This is a genomic window from Olsenella sp. DNF00959, assembly GCF_001553055.1.
Classification (GTDB): Bacteria; Actinomycetota; Coriobacteriia; order Coriobacteriales; family Atopobiaceae; genus Olsenella_I; species Olsenella_I phocaeensis.
The window spans coordinates 84,949-101,077 of record NZ_KQ960128.1 but is presented as its reverse complement, the minus strand read 5'-3'; the positions used below and the strand labels follow the sequence as shown (position 1 = coordinate 101,077).

Below are 16,129 nucleotides of genomic sequence, written 5' to 3'. Positions count from 1 at the left end.
GACGACCAAGATGAGAGGAACAGACGTGTCCGACCGCAAGCTCGAAAGCTACATCGTCGACATCCCCGACTACCCCGAGCCGGGCGTGATCTTCAAGGACATCACCCCGCTCCTGGCGGACCCCGAGGGGCTGGCGTCGGCCGTTGACCAGATTGCGGAGCACTACGAGGGCGCCGGCATCACCAAGGTCGTGGGCGCCGAGGCCCGCGGCTTCCTCATCGGCGCCCCCGTCGCCTACAAGCTCGGCGCCGGGTTCGTCCCAGCCCGCAAGCCTGGCAAGCTCCCCCGTGCCGTCTACTCCGAGACCTACTCCCTCGAGTACGGCACCGACGAGCTGCAGATACACAAGGACGGCGTCCGCGACGGCGACAAGGTCCTCATCGTGGACGACCTGGTTGCCACGGGCGGCACCGCCGTCGCCACCGCGCGGCTGGTCAAGAAGGCGGGGGCCGAGGTCGTGGGCTTCTCCTTCATCCTCGAGCTTGCCTTCCTGGACCCCCGCAAGACCATCGCCGAGTCCTTCGACCAGGAGGTGTTCACCCTCGTCCAGGTGAAGTAGGTACGGACCTCCCGTCCGCTTTTGCAGGGGTTTCAGGCCGGTGGCCGTTCTGTGGAATGGCAGTCGGCCCCTTGCCGGAATCATAGAATTGACGGGACTAGCCTACGAAAGGAAACGCTCATGCCCAAGAGCCCATTGGCTCGTTCCTTCGGACGCAGGGCCGCCACGGCTGGCCTGGCCGCAGTCCTGGCCACTGCCGGGCTGCTCCCCACCATGGCCCTCGCCGATCCGCAGGCCGACCTGGCCCAGGCGTCCGCGACCATATCGTCCCTCAGCTCGGAGGCGTCCTCGCTGGAGCAGAGCCTGCAGAGCCAGACCGCTGAGCTCGAGCAGACCCGCTACCAGATCGGCCAGAAGCAGAGCCAGATCGAAGAGACCCAGCAGCAGCTCCAGACTGCCAAGGGCGAGCTGGGCACCACGGTGCGAAGCTCGTACAAGAACGGCTCCGTCTCGCTGCTCCAGATAGCGCTGGGCTCCAACAGCATCAGCGACTTCGTCCAGAACGTCTACTATGCCGGCAAGGTGAGCTCGGCGCAGGCCCAGAGCATCGCCCGCGTCAACGACCTCCAGGGCCAGCTCAAGGGCGAGGAGGAGGAGCTCGAGAGCCGCCAGCAGGGGCAGCAGGCCGCAGTCGACAGCCTCAACTCCCAGGTTGCCGAGTACAACTCCAAGCTCGAGCAGGCGCGCTCGTACTACAACAGCCTGAGCGCCGAGGTCCAGGAGCAGCTCGCGGCCCAGGCCGCGGCCGAGCAGCAGCAGGCCCAGGAGAGCGGGGGGCAGGCCTCTGCCGTGAGTCAGGTCATCAGCGAGGCGCACGACGGCGGCACATCGTCTGAGGCGACCCAGGCGGCGGAGACGCCCGCCCAGGCCGAGCAGCAGGATAACGCCCCCTCCCAGGGTCAGGCTCAGAGCCCGTCCCAGGACGAGACACCCCAGCAGCAGCCCCAGACCCGGCAGGCGACCCAGGAGGAGCCAAGCACCTCGAAGAGCGGCGGCGCCTCGGGCGGCGGCCTCTCCACGGCCTACTCCATGATCGGCGTGCCCTATGAGTGGAGTGGCGCATCCGCCAGCGGCGTGGACTGCTCCGGCTTGGTCTGCTACAGCTACGGCTACGCCCGCGGCCGCACCACCTACGACATGATCGACTCGCTCAAGTCCACGGGAGACTGGAAGACCAGCATGGACGAGCTCCAGGTGGGCGACCTCGTCTTCCCGAGTGACGGTCACGTGGGCATCTACATCGGCGGCGGCCAGATGATCCATGCGCCGTATCCCGGCCGCACGGTGTGCATCGCCAGCGTGTACAGCTTCATCGGCGGCGGCAGCTACTAGCAGCCGGCAGCCCTTTGGGACTCGACGACGGGCGGGGGCGGACCAGACGGTTCGTCCCCGCCCGTGGCATGCGTATGATGTTGGGTCGTCCGGTCTTTGGGCAGTTGGTCTTATCTCGACGATTGGCACGGGGCCGCCGCGGCGGCCAGCAGGGGAGGTCACGCGCAGGTGTTCGCAGACACGATGCAGGGGGAAGTCAGGAGGCGCTTCTCGCGTCGCTTCCAGATAGACATGGTCTGGGAGGGCGCGCTGGTGGGAATAACGGGCGGGGGAGTGGTGACCCTCTACCGCATGGCGCTCACGAGGGCGGAGCACATCCTGAGGGGGCTCCTGCCCACCTTCTTCTCCTCCGGCCTCGGGCTGCTGGGATTCGCCGCCCTCGTGCTCGCCTGCTGCCTCGTCGTCGCCGCGCTCGTTCGCTGGGAGCCTTACACCTCGGGTTCGGGCATCCCGCAGACGGACGCCGAGGTCATGGGCCGCATGGACATGCCCTGGCACCGCGTCCTCCTCGCGAAGTTCAGCGAGGGCGTGCTCTGCGCCCTCGCCGGCCTCTCGATGGGCAGGGAGGGTCCCAGCGTGCAGCTGGGGAGCATGGGCGGCAAGGCCGTCTCGCGCCTGCTCAGGAGGAACAGGGGAGAGGAGCGCCTCCTTGTCACCTGCGGGGCCGCCGCGGGCATGTCCGCCGCCTTCAACGCGCCGCTCACGGGCGTGCTCTTTGCCATAGAGGAGATCCACAAGGAGTTCGCGCCGTCGCTCATCGTGTCCGCCATGGCGAGCGCCGTGGCGTCGGACTTCCTCGTGTCACAGGTCCTGGGCGTGCAGCCCGTGCTCAAGCTCGCCTTCATCAAGGACATCCCGCACGACTACTACCTCTATGTCGTTGCCCTGGGCGTGCTCTGCGGGCTCGCGGGTGCCGTCCACAATCGCGGCATGTTCGCATGTACCGAACGCCTGTTCGCTAAGATGGGGGAGTTGCCCCTGCAGCTCAGGCTCGCGATTCCCTTCGCGCTGGCCATTCCCGTCGCCTACGCCATGCCCGAGCTGCTCTGTGGCGGCGACGCCATCGTGGAGCTTCTCTCGGCCCCCGCGGCCGTGCCCCTGGGGACCTTGGCCCTGCTGCTCCTGGGAAAGTACCTCTACACGACGGTCTGCTTCGGGGCGGGGACGCCCGGGGGCACGCTGTTCCCGCTCTGCGTCATGGGGATGCTCTGCGGAGCCGTCTTCGCAGCCTGCCTGACCCGCGTCACGGGCGTCCAGTCGCTCTTCATGGCCAACTTCATGGCCTTGGGCATCGCAGGGCTCTTCGCGTCGGTCGTGAGGGCCCCCGTGACGGCCGTGGTGCTCGCCTTCGAGCTCACGGGCAGCATGGACGCGCTGCTCTCGGTCTCCATCGTCTCCATCGTCTCGTACGTCGTCGCCAACCTCACCAAGACGGACCCGTTCTACGAGAGGCTGCTCTCCAGGCTTCTCGATCTGACGCCCGTCGACCCCTCCGCCAACGGCGAGCCAGGCGAGAAGGTCCTCCACACCTATACCGTGGGTGCGGGCAGCAAGCTCGAGGGACGGGCCCTGGGCGAGGTGGGCTGGCCAGACGACTCGCGCATCGTCACCGTGTCGCGCGCGGGCGTGGAGCTCGTCCCCAACGGAGAGACCGTCCTCGAGGCCCTGGACGAGATCCTCGTGATCATGAACACCGACACCGAGGCCGAGACACAGGAGCTGATCCTGGACTACTGCCGCAGCTCGCTCGCCACGGGCAAGATTCCGCGCATCGGCTAGCTGCCTGCAGGGCTTGGCCCGGAGTCACTCTGCCCATGCGAGCCCAACGGCGAGCCCCAATCTTGCCATCGTGGACAGAATCGACGCGGGATGGGCGGAAAACTGTCCACGATGGCATAGTCGGGCCAGCGGACAGCCGGACTTGTCGCCATCGGCACGTCAGAGGTGAGACAGGGGCCGTCGCCAAGAGAGCCCCCAGAGAAAGGCGAGGGTCTCTTCTACTTTACATAAGATATATTATCACGGTTATAGGGGAGAAGAAAAGGAATGCCTCCGCCAAGAGGCTCCTCTGGACGGGGGCATTCCTGTGGATGCGATGGCACGAGGCCGCGAGGGCCCGCTTGCCGGCCTCAGCAGTCTATGGGCTGTCCCAGGTAGGAAGCGACGCTCGTGGCGGCGACGGCGCCATCCGAGGCTGCCGTGATGATCTGGCGCAGCGGCGTCTGGCGCACGTCGCCCGCGGCGAAGAGTCCGGGCAGGCTCGTCTCCATGCGCTCGTTGGTGACGATGTAGCCGCGCTCGTCCACGTCGACCGACTGGCTCACGAGTTCGGAGGCCGGGATGCGACCCACGAACACGAAGACGCCAAAGCTGCCCTCGTCGAACTCCTCCACGTGGACGTCGCCGGTGAGGTTGTCCCTGAAACTGACGCTCTTGAGGAGCTTGTCCCCGTCGACCTTCACGATGGAGGTGTTGAAGCGCACGGAGACCCTCTCGTTCTGCTCGACCTGCCGCTGCACGGCCGCCTGGGCGCGCAGGTGGTCCTTGCGCACCACCATGGTCACGTGGTCGGCGAACTTGGCGAGGAACAGGGCCTCCTCGGCGGCCGAGTTGCCCCCGCCTATGACGAAGACCTGCTTGCCGCGGTAGAACATGCCGTCACAGGTGGCGCAGTACGAGACGCCGTGCCCACGGAACTCGTCCTCGCCCTCGAAGCCGCCCGGGCGCGGGGTCGCGCCGCCAGCGATGATGACGGCACGTGACTCGTAGCTCACGTCAGGCGTGACGACGGCGAACCTGCCCGTCCGCTCGTCCTTGGAGATTGACTCCACCTTGCCCATGACCACGCTGGCACCGAGTTCCTCGGCCTGCCTCTGCATGGTGTCCGTCAGGGTGAAGCCGTCGGTGTGTGGGACGCCGGGGTAGTTATCGACCTCGCTGGTGAGGATGATCTGGCCACCCACGGCCTCCTGTTCCAGGGTCACGGCGTCGAGCAGGGCTCGCGCCGAGTAGATGGCGGCGGAGAGGCCCGCAGGGCCCGCTCCGACGATTACGAGGTCCTTCTGCTGCTTCTGAGACATGGGTTTCTCCCCTCACGGTCTTGTTCGACGTGTCAATACTACCCTATTCAATCGCGCGCGATACAACATATGGGAACTTCATAACAACAATTCGTCGCCAGCTTGCGACAAGACACCCGAACACGAGGGACGCCCCGGCACTTTGCCGAGGCGTCCCGGGAAGATCATGGGGCCTGAGCTGGGGCTTCTCTCCCCTACTACGCCTTCTCGGCGCGTGGGAGGATGAGGTTGAGCAGTATGCCCACCAGGGTGGCGGTTGCCATGCCGGGCAGCGTGTAGGAGCCCAGGGGGATGGCGATGCCGGAGGTCTCCATGCCGACGCCCAGGATGATGACCACGGAGGCGATCATGAGGTTGCGGTTCTCGTCGAAGTCGACCTTGTTGGTGACCAGCATGCGCAGGCCGTTGGAGGCGATGAGGCCAAAGAGCAGGAGGCTCACGCCGCCCATGACGGGCACGGGGATGGAGTTGATGAAGGCGGCGAGCTTGGGACAGAACCCGCCCACGATGAGGGCGAAGCCCGCCGCGTACCAGAAGACCTGCGTGGAGTAGACACGCGTGACGCTCATGACGCCGATGTTCTCCGCATAGGTGGTGGTGGGAGGGCCGCCCAGGAAGCCCGAGATGACGGTGGAGATGCCGTCACCGGCAAGGGAGCGCGGGAGCATCTCGCGGTAGTCCTTTCCCACGATCTCCCCCACGGCAAGGAGGTGACCGATGTGCTCGATGACGACGACGATGGCCACAGGCGCAATGAGCGCGATCGCACCGGGGTCGAAGTGGGGCGTCTGCACGGGGGGCAGGCCGACCCAGGCGGCGTCGGCGACGCTCTGGAGGTCGACGAGGCCTAGGAACGCGGCGACCACGTATCCCACGATGATGGCGAGCAGGATGGGAAGGGTGCCCAGGATGCCACCCATGCTCGAGAACACGACGGCGGCGACGAGGGTTATGGCGGCGACCGCGGCGCCCTCGGCCACGAAGGCGTCGGTCGAGGAGTTGAGTGCCATCTTGACCGCCGTGGCGGAGAGGCCCACGCCGATGACCACCATGACGGCGGCGACGAGTACGGGCGGGAGCAGGCGGTCGAGCCATCCCGTGCCCACGAGCTTGATTATCCCGGCCACTGCCAGGAACACGAGGCCCGCCACCACGACGCCGGAGAGCGCGGTGTTGAGGTTGCCGGTGGCGGCGGTCGCCGCGAGGATCGGGCTGATGAAGGCAAAGGAGCTGCCCAGGTAGCTCGGGATCTTGTTGCGCGTCACGAGCAGGTAGCAGATGGTGCCGATGCCCGAGCACATGATGGCCACGTTGGGGCTGAGCCCGGTCAGGACGGGAACCAGTACGGTCGAGCCGAACATGCTCATCATGTGCTGGACTCCCAAGGGAATGGCGCGACCAACCGACACGCGGTCGTCGACCCCGATGACCTCTCTCTCTTTCTTGTTCAAGCAGCGCTCCTCTCCGTCTTGCGTACGGTATCCGTGCAATGGATGCCCATGAAAAAAGGGCCCGGCTCACCGGGCCCCGAGGTGCCAGGGACTCTAGGCAGTCAGGAAGTATACAAGGAACGCGGCCGCTGCGACCCACATGAGCGGCTTCACCTTCTTGATGTTGCCCGTGGCTGCGGCGACGAGCACGTAGGCGATGAAGCCCAGACCGATGCCGCTCGAGATCGAGTACGTCAGCGGGATGCCGGCGATGATCATGAACGCGGGGAAGCCCTCGAGGATGTTGCCCCACTCGATCTCTGCCGCCTCGCTCATCATGAGGTAGCCGACCATGACGAGGGCACCGCAGGTGGCTGCGGAGCTGACGACGCTGATGATGGGGGCGAAGAACGCCGCGACCACGAAGAGGAGGCCGGTCACGACGGAGGTGAGCCCCGAGCGGCCGCCGTCGGCGGCACCCGAGGCGGATTCGACGAAGGTTGTGATGGACGAGGCGCCGAAGAAGCCGCCCGCGGCTGCGGCCACGGAGTCGACGATCAGGATGGGCCTGATGTCCTCGACGGTTCCGTCATCGTTAAGGAACTCGCCCTGCTTCGCCACGGCCATGGCGGTGCCCATGGTATCGAAGAAGTCGGACATCATGAGCGAGAAGGCGAACACGAGCAGGACGGGCGTGGTGATGACCTTCGCGATGCCCATGACCCCGGTCTCGTCGACCTGGAAGGGGGCGCCGAAGGTGCTGAAGTCGAGACCCGACACTATGCCCGCCGGAGCGGCGGTGACCCCGAGGGGGATGCCCGCCAGGACCGCGACGATGATGCCCAGGAGCAGCGCTCCCTTGATCTGGAGGCATTGGAAGACGACGGTGGCGACGATCGAGACGAGGCCCACGATGAACAGGGGGTTCGAGATATCCCCGAAGCTCACGAGGGTGGACTCGTTGGCGACGATGATGCCGGCGTTGGCCATGCCGATCATGGCGATGAAGATGCCGAGGCCCACCGAGATCGCATGACGCAGCGATATGGGGATGGCGTCCATGATCGCCTCGCGCAGGCCGCAGAGCACCAGGGCGAGGATGGCGACGCCCTCGATGAAGATGACCGCCATGGCGGCGTGCCAGTCTCCGCCCGCGACCTCGGTCAGCGTGAAGGCGACGACGGCGTTGATGCCCATGCCGGAGGCGCAGGCAAGCGGGCGGTTGGCGAAGACGCCCATGCAGATGGTCATGATGCCGGCACCCAGGCAGGTGGCCGTGACGGCAGCCGATGCGGGGACCCCGGCGGCGGAGAGCAGCGATGGGTTGACGGCGATGATGTATGCCATCGCAAGGAAGGTCGTGAGGCCCGCACGGGCCTCCTGGCCCAGGTTGGACCCTCTCTCGCGCAGCTTGAAGAACGACTCCATGACTACCCCTCCCTCCGCACCCATTTCTCTGCGTCGCCTGGACCGTGGATGCATCGGGAGCAAGCAACGTCGGCCTGGTGGGACCCTATGCTCCCGAGGACCCAAACCCCCCGGAACCCCGGTCGGTCTGGTCGAGCTCGTCGACCTCGACCAGCCGAACGAGAGGGACCCTCTGGATGACGAGCTGGGCTATGCGCTCGCCCTTCGCGATGGCGATTGGCCTCTTGGGATCGAGGTTGATGGCGCAGACCTTGAGCTCCCCGCGGTAGTGGGCGTCGATGAGGCCGGGGGTGTTTGCCATGGAGAGCCCCTCGCGCAGGGCAAGGCCGCTTCTTGGCTGGACGAAGCCGGCGTAGCCCTCGGGGATGGCTATGGCGAGCCCCGTCGAGACCAGGCGGCGCTCGAGGGGCTCGAGGACCACGTCCTCGTTGGACCTGAGGTCAAGCCCGGCATCGCCCGCATAGGCATAGCTGGGTAGGTCGACCGAGGGGTCGAGCCTCTTGATGGGAAGTTCGATCCTGTCGTCACTCATTGATGAGGCTCCGTAACTCTTGGCTGAACTCGTCCAGGTCCTTGAAGTCGCGGTAGACGGAGGCGAAGCGCACGTAGGCTACCTTGTCGATGTCAACGAGGCGCTGGAGGACCATCTTGCCCAGCTCCTCCGAGGGAACCTCCGACCTGCCGTGGTCGCGCATCTCGCTCTCTATGCCGTCGATGAGGGCATCGAGCCTGTCCACGGGCACGTCGCGCTTCACGGTCGCGGCAAGGAGGCCGCGCATGACCTTCTGCCGGTCGAAGGTCTCTTTGTGACCGTCCTTCTTGACGACCATCAGGGGCATCTCTTCCCTGCGCTCGTAGGTCGTGAAGCGCTCGCCGCAACGTATGCACTCGCGCCTGCGTCGGATGGCGTCGTTGCTCTCGGACGGTCTCGAGTCAACGACTTTGGATTCCTCGCAACCACACTTGGGACAGCGCATGTTCCTCCCCTGACGTCATTCTCATAAGGAAAGATAACACAGGAAACCCAGAGATTCGGCACAGAAGGGACATACGGATGCCCCTCCCCCCACGAACGCAAGGGAGGAGGGGCGAGCGGAGGACTCAGGACCTGGGCTACCGGCCTTGGGGCACGACGAGCGACTGGCCTGGTTGGAGGGGTCCCGCACCAAGGTCGTTGTGCGCGTCGATCCAGCGCGAGACCGCCGCGGTATCCGCGCCGTCGACGTCGATGCGACTCGCTATGCCCCATACGGAGTCCCCTTCCTGCACGGTGACGCTCGCGGGAGAGACGTCGGCGAAGGTAGACTCGAACGCGGCCTGCCGGCGTTCCTGGACAAGCACGCCTCCCACGAAGAGGAGCATCCCCACGGCGACGGCGACGGCGAAAAACGAGACCGAAGCCATGAGGGGGAGCCCATGGCCCGTCGTGCCGCGCCCGCGCTCGTCGACTCCCCTGCCGCCCTCGTGGACGACGAGGCGTGGCCTACCGTTGGCCTGGGGCTTGAGCGCGAGAGACCCCTCGCAGCCGTAGCCCGCCTGACCCGCGTAGATCTTCGCCGTTTCCATCCTTGCTTCCTTCCCTCGTGGCTGACGACGTAGTTATACGGGGAGCCTGGGACATAAATGGCCGCTTCAAAACTCAGAACGCATGTACTATACTAGGTACGTACAGTTGTTCGGTCAAGCAAAAACAGAACATGTGTTTCTCTCGCGGCAAGGCCTATTCACAGGAGGAGTGGACATGCCCAAGGACCGGCTCAGCAAGAGGCAGGCTGCCATCTACGAGTACATCTGCTCCTACACGGGCGAGCACGGCTACCCGCCCTCGGTGAGGGAGATCGGCTCCGCCGTGGGGCTTGCCTCCCCCTCTACCGTCCACATGCACCTCAAGGTCCTGCAGGAGCGGGGGCTCATCAAGAGGGACTCCAAGAAGCCCCGCACCATCGAGGTCGTCACCGAGGAGCCGACTGCGACGCATGAGGGCGTACGGCTCGCCGAGGTTCGCCAAGACCCCAGCAGCGGCATCACCTCGCTGCCCCTCGTCGGCCGCGTGGCCGCGGGCCAGCCCATCCTTGCCGAGCAGAACGTGGAAGAGTCTCTCTCCCTTCCCACCAGCATCGTGGGTGACGCCAGTTCGTTCATCCTCAGGGTCCATGGCAGCTCGATGATCAACGCCGGCATCTTTGACGGCGACCTCATCGTGGTGAGGGAGCAGCGTGACGCCCATGACGGAGAGATCGTCGTGGCCCTCATCGATGACTCCGCCACCGTGAAGACCTTCTACAGGGAGAAGGACCGCATCCGCCTACAGCCCGAGAACGACAGCATGGAGCCCATCTATGCGAAGAACCCCGCCATCTTGGGCAGGGTGACCGCACTAATCAGGTCTCTGTGACGCCGTCCGCCCGCAGCGAGCGGGCTTGCCCGGCAGCCGCTGGCGAAGACGGGGGCGCATCGCCTGTGCGCAGGCGCATACGCGCCCTCGATGCGCTGAGGGGTCTCGCGGTCGTCTCCATGGTGCTCTTCCACCTCTGTTACGACCTGCGCTACCTGTGTGGCGTCGGGATGCCGTGGTTCGGCGGATTCTCGCAGGACCTCTGGCGTGCCAGCATCAGCTGGACCTTCCTCCTCATCGCGGGAGCCATGTGCCCGCAGTCGAGGAACAACCTCAGACGGGCCCTTCGCTACCTTGCCTGTGCCGCCCTCGTCTTCGTGGCAAGCCTCCTGGCCGGCGTGGACACGCCCATAAGCTTTGGCATCATCTTCTGCATGGGCGCAAGCACGCTGGCCGCATGGCTCGTCTCGGAGCTGGGACTTCCGAGGGGCAGGCCGGCCGAGGCCCTCCTGCTCTTCCTCGCCTTCCTCCTCGCCCTGGGCATCCCCTCGGGAGGCGTGGGGCTGGGCGACCGCGTGTGGATTGCGCTGCCCAGGGCCCTCTATTCCACCCCGTGGCTCTCTTGGCTGGGCTTCCCGGGACCCACCTTCGCCTCGGGGGACTACTATCCCCTGCTCCCCTATTCCCTGCTCTTCCTTTCGGGGGCGTCTCTCGGTGGGTGGCTCGTGGCGCGAGGGTATCCCGACTGGGCCTACGATGCCACCTGCCCTCCCCTGGAGTTCGTGGGCAGGCATGCGCTGGCCGTCTACCTCCTGCACCAGCCTCTCATCCTCATCGCCCTGGGCCTCTGGGTCTAGCTTCCGGCCACGTCCGAGGCGCGCACGACATAGGGGGCCAGGGTCTCTGCCATGCGATTCGACGCCCTGACCGTTGCCATGAGGCCCCCTTGGACGTATTCCTCGCGCACGACCTGACAGCGCTCGTGGACCATCTTCATGAGGAGCCCCTTGTCGTAGGGGACGAGCGCCGTGATTGTCAAATCGTCACGTGATGCTTCCTGGGCGATGCGATAGAGCAGGCCGCGCAGGCCCCAGGAGTCAAGGGCAGAGAGCAGCACCGCGTCGGGATGCGAGGCAGAGAGCACGTTCCTCTCGTCCGCGTCCAGGAGGTCGCACTTGTTGTAGACGACGACGGAGGGAATCTTGTCGGACTCGATGTCGGCAAGCACGTCGTCCACGGCCGCGAGCTGCTTCCGTGCATTGGGATCTGAGGCGTCCACGACCTTGAGCACGAGGTCGGCGGCCCTGACCTCCGCCAGGGTTGACTTGAAGGACTCGACCAGCGTGGTGGGCAGCTTCTGGATGAAGCCCACCGTGTCAGTGAGGGTGATCTTGCGTCCCTCCTCGAGCTCGAGCCTCCTCGTGGTGGGGTCGAGCGTCGCGAAGAGCTCGTCCTTCGCATAGACCTCCGAGCCTGTGAGCTGGTTGAGGAGGGTCGACTTGCCCGCGTTCGTGTAGCCCACGAGCGCGACGCGATAGATTCCGGAGTCCCATCGGGCCTTGCTCTGGACCCTACGGCGCCCTTCGAGCTCCCTGAGCTCGCGCCTCAGCCACGAGATGCGGTCGCGCACGAGGCGTCGGTCGACCTCGAGCTGACTCTCTCCCTGCCCGAAGCGGCTTCCGATGCCCCCTCGCGTCTGCTCCCCCACGAGGTGGCCCCACATGCCCCTGAGTCGGGGAAGGACGTACTGGAGCTGGGCGAGCTGCACCTGCAGGCGCCCCTCGTGCGTGGTCGCATGCTGGCCGAAGATGTCGAGTATGAGGGCCGTTCGGTCGATCACCTTGGTCGGCTCGCCCAGGATCCTCTCGAGATTCGACTGTTGCGAGGGGCTGAGCTCGTCGTCGAAGATGACGATGTCTGCGCTGAGGTTCCTCACGAGGCTGACGAGCTCCTGCGCCTTGCCGCTGCCTATGAAGGTGCGGGGGACGGGCGAGTCGAGGCGTTGCGTAACGGTGCTGACGACCTCGGCCCCGTCGGTCTTGGCAAGTCTTCCCAGTTCGGCCAGGGAGTCCTCGAGGGGCCAGCCTCCCCTTCCGAGGTCGACGCCCACGAGGATGGCACGCTCCGGGACGGGTGCGGTGGAGAGGGGCTCGAACCGGCTCACAGCAGTCCCTCCCCCCTCAGGGTCTCGACGACCCGACGGGCCGCCTCGTTCTCGTCCAGACGGTCATAGTCGAGCGTGCTCGCTCGTCCGTCTCGCCTGATCCAGGCGATCTGGCGCTTGGCATAGCGCCGGGTCCTCCGCTTGATGGCGTCGACCGCCTCCTCGAGCGTGCAGTGCCCCTGCAGGTGGTCGATGAGCTCCTTGTAGCCTATGGCCTGGGCCGCCGTCTTTGAGAGCGCATGTCCCGTCCCCAGGAGGCCGCGTAGCTCGTCGAGGAGCCCGTCTGCCATCATCTGCCCGACGCGCGCGTCTATGCGCGCGTACAGCCTGGCGCGGTCCATGTGGATGGCGAAGATCCTGGTGCGGTAGTGCGGCTCGCGATGCTTGAGCCCCTCGTGCTTGGTGGCGTAGGACTGGCCGAGGTCCACGAGCTCGAGCGCCCTCACGACGCGCTTGAGGTTGTTGGGATGGACGAGCTCCGCGCTGGCGGGGTCGAGCCTCCTGAGCTCGTCGTGGAGCGCCTGCGGCCCGTGCTCGCGCGCGAACTCCTCCCAGCGGGTCCTGCTCTGGCTGGCCCCCCCGGCGGGAAAGTCCATCTCGTCGATGACGGCGTCGAGGTAGAGCCCCGTGCCGCCACAGAGGACGGGCGCGCAGCCCTGCGTGGTAATCCCGTCGACGCAGCGGCGCGCGTCCCTCTGGAAGAGGCTCGCGGAGTAGTCGTCCCAGGGGTCGCAGACGTCCACCATGAGGAGCGGGCAGCGCCTCTGGTCGGGCGGGGTCTTGGCGGTCCCCACGTCCATGCCGCGGTAGACCTGCATGGCGTCGACCGAGACGACGGATGACCCCAGCTGGAGCGCGACGCGCTCGGCGAGCGAGCTCTTGCCCGAGGCCGTCGGCCCCACAATGGCGATCACGGGGCCCGCGGGCGTCATCGCGCCTCGCCCACCATGGGACCGCGCAGGTACCAGGTCTTCGCCTCGTCCACGCGGACGTCGCAGAGCCTGCCCACGAGCTCGGGGGCTCGCATTCCCTCGGGCAGGGGGAAGAGCACAGTCTGGCCCTTGGGACTCCTGCCCATCATCACGGCGTCGTTGCGCTTGGAGCTTCCCTCGACGAGCGTCTCCACGACCTGGCCTCGCTCCCTCTGGTTGGCAGCGAAGGCAAGCTCCTCGACAAGCTTGGCAAGGCGGTCGAAGCGGTCCTGTATCACCTCGCGGGGCGTGTCGTCCTCGATCTTGGCGGCAGGCGTGCCCGGGCGCCTCGAGTATATGAAGGTGAAGGCGGAGGAGAAACCCACCTCGCGCACGAGCGAGAGGGTGTCCTGGAAGTCCTCCTCGGTCTCGCCGGGGAACCCCACGATGAGGTCGGTCGAGAGGGCGATGTCCGGAATCGAGTCCCTGAGCTCGCGCACGAGATGCAGGTACCCCTCCCGGGTGTAGCTGCGATTCATGGCCTTGAGCACGCGCGTGCTGCCGCTCTGGACGGCCAGGTGGAGCTGGGGCATGACGGAGGGGACCTCTGCCATGGCGGCGATCGTCTGGGAAGAGAGGTCCTTGGGGTTGGACGAGGTGAAGCGGATCCTCTCGATGCCGGTCTTCCCCACCTCGCGCAGGAGCTCGGCGAAGCGAGGCTTCCCATAGAGGTCCCGGCCATAGGAGTTCACGTTCTGCCCCAGGAGGGTGACCTCCCTCACGCCGTCCCTCACCAGGGACGAGCATTCGGTCACGACGCGTTCGAGGACGCGGCTGCGCTCGCGACCGCGCACATAGGGCACGATGCAGTAGGTGCAGAAGTTGTTGCAGCCGGTCATGATGGGCACCCAGGAGTGGAAGCCCTGCGCGCGCTTGCTGGGAAGGTCTGTCGAGAAGCCCCTGCCCTCCTCGCCGACGTCCACCTCGACCTCCCCGGGACGTCCCAGGGCGTCACAGAGGAGCTGGGGCAGCGATGCGAGGGCGGAGGTGCCGAACACCACGTCCACGTTGGGGATCTTCCGGGCGAGCTCGGCCCCGTCACGTTGCGCGATGCAGCCTCCGACGGCGACGACGCGCCTGCCGCTGGGGGGCGCGGGGAGCCTCACGAGGTTGGAGGCCTCGCCGTAGAGGTGCGTGTCGGCCTTCTCCCTCACGGAGCAGGTCATGAAGAGGACGATGTCGGCGTCGTCAGGGGAGTCGACCTGGATGCAGCCGCAGTCGTCTAGGAGGCCCGCGACCCTCTCGGAGTCGTGCAGGTTCATCTGGCAGCCGAAGGTCCTCACATGGTAGTTGAGCCCCACGAGCTGGGGTATGCGCGCCACTAGGAGATCATCTCCTGGGGCTCGGGATTCACGTGCGTCGCCGCCTGGGGGACGAGGCGGTGGACGTACACCGCGATCCTGATCGCCGTGCGCATCTCGCCGTTGATCTCTATGTCGGCGAAGGTGGGGGCGCAGGAGATGTCGACGCCCGTGGGGATGAGGAAGCCGCGGGCGATCGCGAGCGCCTTGATCGCCTGGTTGACGGCACCGGCGCCCACAGCCTGCATGTTGACCGGAACTCCGTCCTTGACCATGCCGGCGACCGCGCCTGCGACGGAGGCCGGAGACGACTTGCTAGAGACCTTCAGAAAATCCATCGATTGACTCCTGTGGAACGGGGGTGTCACGTTTGTCCGCAAGATGCTGCATTTTGCATATGGAGAACATTCTAGGTATTTTGCAGGAGATGCGAAAGGAGGTGCTAGTCCCCCTCGTCCACCTCGAAGGTCACGGTCACCCTGCCATGCGAAACCCGAACCCTCGGCTCTGACGCCAGGCTGAGGTAGTAGCGTTGCGCCAGAGGGGCGAAGTCCCTCTCCATCGTGCGCGAGAACTCGCCCAGGTCCTCGGGGGAGATGCGCAGGCCCCTCCGGTCGCGGGCGAGGTCCACCTTACGTCCAGCCCGGCTCGCACGGCGCGACTTCCGGAAGTGGCTGGCAACGCTCCGGACGGGGGTCACCTGACCAGCGAGGATGCGATGGGCCGTCCGCTCGGACATGTCGAGGCCGAGGGACGAGGAGACCTGGAGCAGCTCCCCGGCATCGGCCGCGAGCTTGAGGCGCTCGAGCACGGGCAGGTCGTCGAGCGAGTCGATGAAGAGCAGGGCGCTTCCCTCCACGCTCAGACGCACGTTGCTCCGTGCCGTGGCCACGATCTCGGCAGGAGACCCGAGGTAGAGCTCGCAGCCACGGTCCTCCTGGGAGAACTCGCAGCAGCAGCGGATGATGTTGCGAGGCCCCCTGAAGCCGAGGGAACCACCCTCGTCCTCGACGAGGGTGGGCCAGGTGGATTGGTCGCTGCGCTCCTGGAGCGAGTCCACGTCGAAGACCGCCTGGATGCTCGAGCCCTTCTGGGGAGCCGAGTCCACGACGCGGGCGCTGAGGGCGTTCTCCCTGATGGAATAGAGCGCCATGCCACGGCCGTGCACTCCCCAGCGGTCCAGGTGGACGGAGTCGAGCTTGGAGGTGACGCGCGCGTCGAAGACGCGCTCGTGCATCTCGCGCGGTATGCCCGCCGCGTCGTCGAGCATGGTGATGGTCCGCACGGAGCCCTCGCGGGAGCTCGCCAGATAGATGTGGCGAGCTCCCGCGTCCCGGGCGTTGCGGAGCATCTCTATGACGGCGTCCTCGACCCAGCGAATGTCGTGCTTGGCCTGGCGCCGCTCCGCCTCGGCGACGCGGAGGCGGACGTAGCCCCCACCCAGGCTCTCCTCGACCTTGAGCGAGCGGTCGCCCCCATGGGAGGCGACGAAGCGCGCGAGGTCGGAGGGGTCCTGGGCCATGCTGCGT

The 16,129-nt window shown here is 66.4% G+C and carries 16 protein-coding genes; 5 read left to right on the top strand and 11 right to left on the bottom strand.

The window, feature by feature from the left end:
* Nucleotides 1–25: 25 nt before the first annotated feature.
* The 3 genes from HMPREF1868_RS05340 to HMPREF1868_RS05330 all read left to right on the top strand — a co-directional run bounded on the left by HMPREF1868_RS05340 (nt 26) and on the right by HMPREF1868_RS05330 (nt 3,670).
* Nucleotides 26–559, top strand: coding sequence for an adenine phosphoribosyltransferase (locus tag HMPREF1868_RS05340; RefSeq protein WP_197414955.1), 534 nt, complete (start codon nt 26–28; stop codon nt 557–559).
* Between the two features lie 120 nt (nt 560–679).
* Nucleotides 680–1,891: a C40 family peptidase gene (locus tag HMPREF1868_RS05335; RefSeq protein ID WP_062531075.1), complete on the top strand. Its 1,212-nt coding sequence runs from the start codon at nt 680–682 to the stop codon at nt 1,889–1,891.
* Between the two features lie 168 nt (nt 1,892–2,059).
* Nucleotides 2,060–3,670 carry a ClC family H(+)/Cl(-) exchange transporter gene (locus HMPREF1868_RS05330; protein ID WP_082719549.1) on the top strand — a complete coding sequence of 537 codons (1,611 nt, stop codon included), beginning with the start codon at nt 2,060–2,062 and terminating at the stop codon, nt 3,668–3,670.
* Between the two features lie 350 nt (nt 3,671–4,020).
* Here HMPREF1868_RS05330 and trxB read toward each other — a convergent pair whose 3' ends face one another.
* The 6 genes from trxB to HMPREF1868_RS05300 all read right to left on the bottom strand — a co-directional run bounded on the left by trxB (nt 4,021) and on the right by HMPREF1868_RS05300 (nt 9,395).
* Nucleotides 4,021–4,971 carry a thioredoxin-disulfide reductase gene (trxB, locus tag HMPREF1868_RS05325; protein WP_062531073.1) on the bottom strand — a complete coding sequence of 317 codons (951 nt, stop codon included), beginning with the start codon at nt 4,969–4,971 and terminating at the stop codon, nt 4,021–4,023.
* Between the two features lie 197 nt (nt 4,972–5,168).
* A complete protein-coding gene (locus tag HMPREF1868_RS05320; protein ID WP_062531071.1) occupies nt 5,169–6,422 on the bottom strand; it encodes a uracil-xanthine permease family protein in 1,254 nt (417 codons plus the stop codon).
* Nucleotides 6,423–6,515: 93 nt separating this feature from the next.
* Nucleotides 6,516–7,829 carry an NCS2 family permease gene (locus HMPREF1868_RS05315; protein ID WP_062531069.1) on the bottom strand — a complete coding sequence of 438 codons (1,314 nt, stop codon included), beginning with the start codon at nt 7,827–7,829 and terminating at the stop codon, nt 6,516–6,518.
* A gap of 85 nt (nt 7,830–7,914) precedes the next feature.
* Complete coding sequence (dut, locus tag HMPREF1868_RS05310) at nt 7,915–8,361, bottom strand: dUTP diphosphatase (RefSeq protein ID WP_009279251.1); 447 nt, start codon at nt 8,359–8,361, stop codon at nt 7,915–7,917.
* A complete protein-coding gene (nrdR, locus tag HMPREF1868_RS05305) occupies nt 8,354–8,806 on the bottom strand; it encodes a transcriptional regulator NrdR (RefSeq protein WP_009279252.1) in 453 nt (150 codons plus the stop codon). The genes dut and nrdR overlap by 8 nt, the downstream gene beginning before the upstream one ends.
* A gap of 136 nt (nt 8,807–8,942) precedes the next feature.
* On the bottom strand, nt 8,943–9,395 hold the full coding sequence (locus HMPREF1868_RS05300) for a LysM peptidoglycan-binding domain-containing protein (RefSeq protein WP_062531066.1): 453 nt from the start codon (nt 9,393–9,395) through the stop codon (nt 8,943–8,945).
* A gap of 175 nt (nt 9,396–9,570) precedes the next feature.
* On the opposite strand from HMPREF1868_RS05300, the gene lexA reads away from it, so the two are divergent.
* The gene (gene lexA / locus HMPREF1868_RS05295; protein WP_062531065.1) at nt 9,571–10,224 is read left to right on the top strand and encodes a transcriptional repressor LexA; all 654 of its coding nucleotides are present in this window, start codon (nt 9,571–9,573) and stop codon (nt 10,222–10,224) included.
* 65 nt (nt 10,225–10,289) lie between these two features.
* Nucleotides 10,290–11,021, top strand: coding sequence for a heparan-alpha-glucosaminide N-acetyltransferase (locus HMPREF1868_RS05290; RefSeq protein ID WP_062531063.1), 732 nt, complete (start codon nt 10,290–10,292; stop codon nt 11,019–11,021).
* On the opposite strand, the gene hflX is transcribed toward HMPREF1868_RS05290, so the two are convergent.
* From hflX to HMPREF1868_RS05265, 5 genes are all read right to left on the bottom strand, one after another.
* Nucleotides 11,018–12,328, bottom strand: coding sequence for a GTPase HflX (gene hflX, locus HMPREF1868_RS05285; RefSeq protein WP_062531061.1), 1,311 nt, complete (start codon nt 12,326–12,328; stop codon nt 11,018–11,020). The genes HMPREF1868_RS05290 and hflX overlap by 4 nt on opposite strands.
* A complete protein-coding gene (miaA, locus tag HMPREF1868_RS05280) occupies nt 12,325–13,260 on the bottom strand; it encodes a tRNA (adenosine(37)-N6)-dimethylallyltransferase MiaA (protein ID WP_062531059.1) in 936 nt (311 codons plus the stop codon). The genes hflX and miaA overlap by 4 nt, the downstream gene beginning before the upstream one ends.
* Complete coding sequence (miaB, locus tag HMPREF1868_RS05275) at nt 13,257–14,621, bottom strand: tRNA (N6-isopentenyl adenosine(37)-C2)-methylthiotransferase MiaB (protein WP_062531057.1); 1,365 nt, start codon at nt 14,619–14,621, stop codon at nt 13,257–13,259. The genes miaA and miaB overlap by 4 nt, the downstream gene beginning before the upstream one ends.
* The gene (locus tag HMPREF1868_RS05270) at nt 14,621–14,938 is read right to left on the bottom strand and encodes a stage V sporulation protein S (RefSeq protein ID WP_009279259.1); all 318 of its coding nucleotides are present in this window, start codon (nt 14,936–14,938) and stop codon (nt 14,621–14,623) included. The genes miaB and HMPREF1868_RS05270 overlap by 1 nt, the downstream gene beginning before the upstream one ends.
* Before the next feature lie 104 nt (nt 14,939–15,042).
* Nucleotides 15,043–16,122, bottom strand: a complete 1,080-nt coding sequence (locus tag HMPREF1868_RS05265; RefSeq protein ID WP_062531055.1) for an ATP-binding protein — start codon at nt 16,120–16,122, stop codon at nt 15,043–15,045.
* Nucleotides 16,123–16,129 lie beyond the last annotated feature (7 nt).

Bases quoted from the DNA above. Each gene is read 5' to 3' on its own strand.
- HMPREF1868_RS05335 (WP_062531075.1), top strand. From the start codon at position 680: ATGCCCAAGAGCCCATTGGCTCGTTCCTTCGGACGCAGGGCCGCCACG.
- trxB (WP_062531073.1), bottom strand. From the start codon at position 4,971: ATGTCTCAGAAGCAGCAGAAGGACCTCGTAATCGTCGGAGCGGGCCCT.
- HMPREF1868_RS05315 (WP_062531069.1), bottom strand. From the start codon at position 7,829: ATGGAGTCGTTCTTCAAGCTGCGCGAGAGAGGGTCCAACCTGGGCCAG.
- dut (WP_009279251.1), bottom strand. From the start codon at position 8,361: ATGAGTGACGACAGGATCGAACTTCCCATCAAGAGGCTCGACCCCTCG.
- nrdR (WP_009279252.1), bottom strand. From the start codon at position 8,806: ATGCGCTGTCCCAAGTGTGGTTGCGAGGAATCCAAAGTCGTTGACTCG.
- HMPREF1868_RS05300 (WP_062531066.1), bottom strand. From the start codon at position 9,395: ATGGAAACGGCGAAGATCTACGCGGGTCAGGCGGGCTACGGCTGCGAG.
- lexA (WP_062531065.1), top strand. From the start codon at position 9,571: ATGCCCAAGGACCGGCTCAGCAAGAGGCAGGCTGCCATCTACGAGTAC.
- miaA (WP_062531059.1), bottom strand. From the start codon at position 13,260: ATGACGCCCGCGGGCCCCGTGATCGCCATTGTGGGGCCGACGGCCTCG.
- HMPREF1868_RS05270 (WP_009279259.1), bottom strand. From the start codon at position 14,938: ATGGATTTTCTGAAGGTCTCTAGCAAGTCGTCTCCGGCCTCCGTCGCA.
- HMPREF1868_RS05265 (WP_062531055.1), bottom strand. From the start codon at position 16,122: ATGGCCCAGGACCCCTCCGACCTCGCGCGCTTCGTCGCCTCCCATGGG.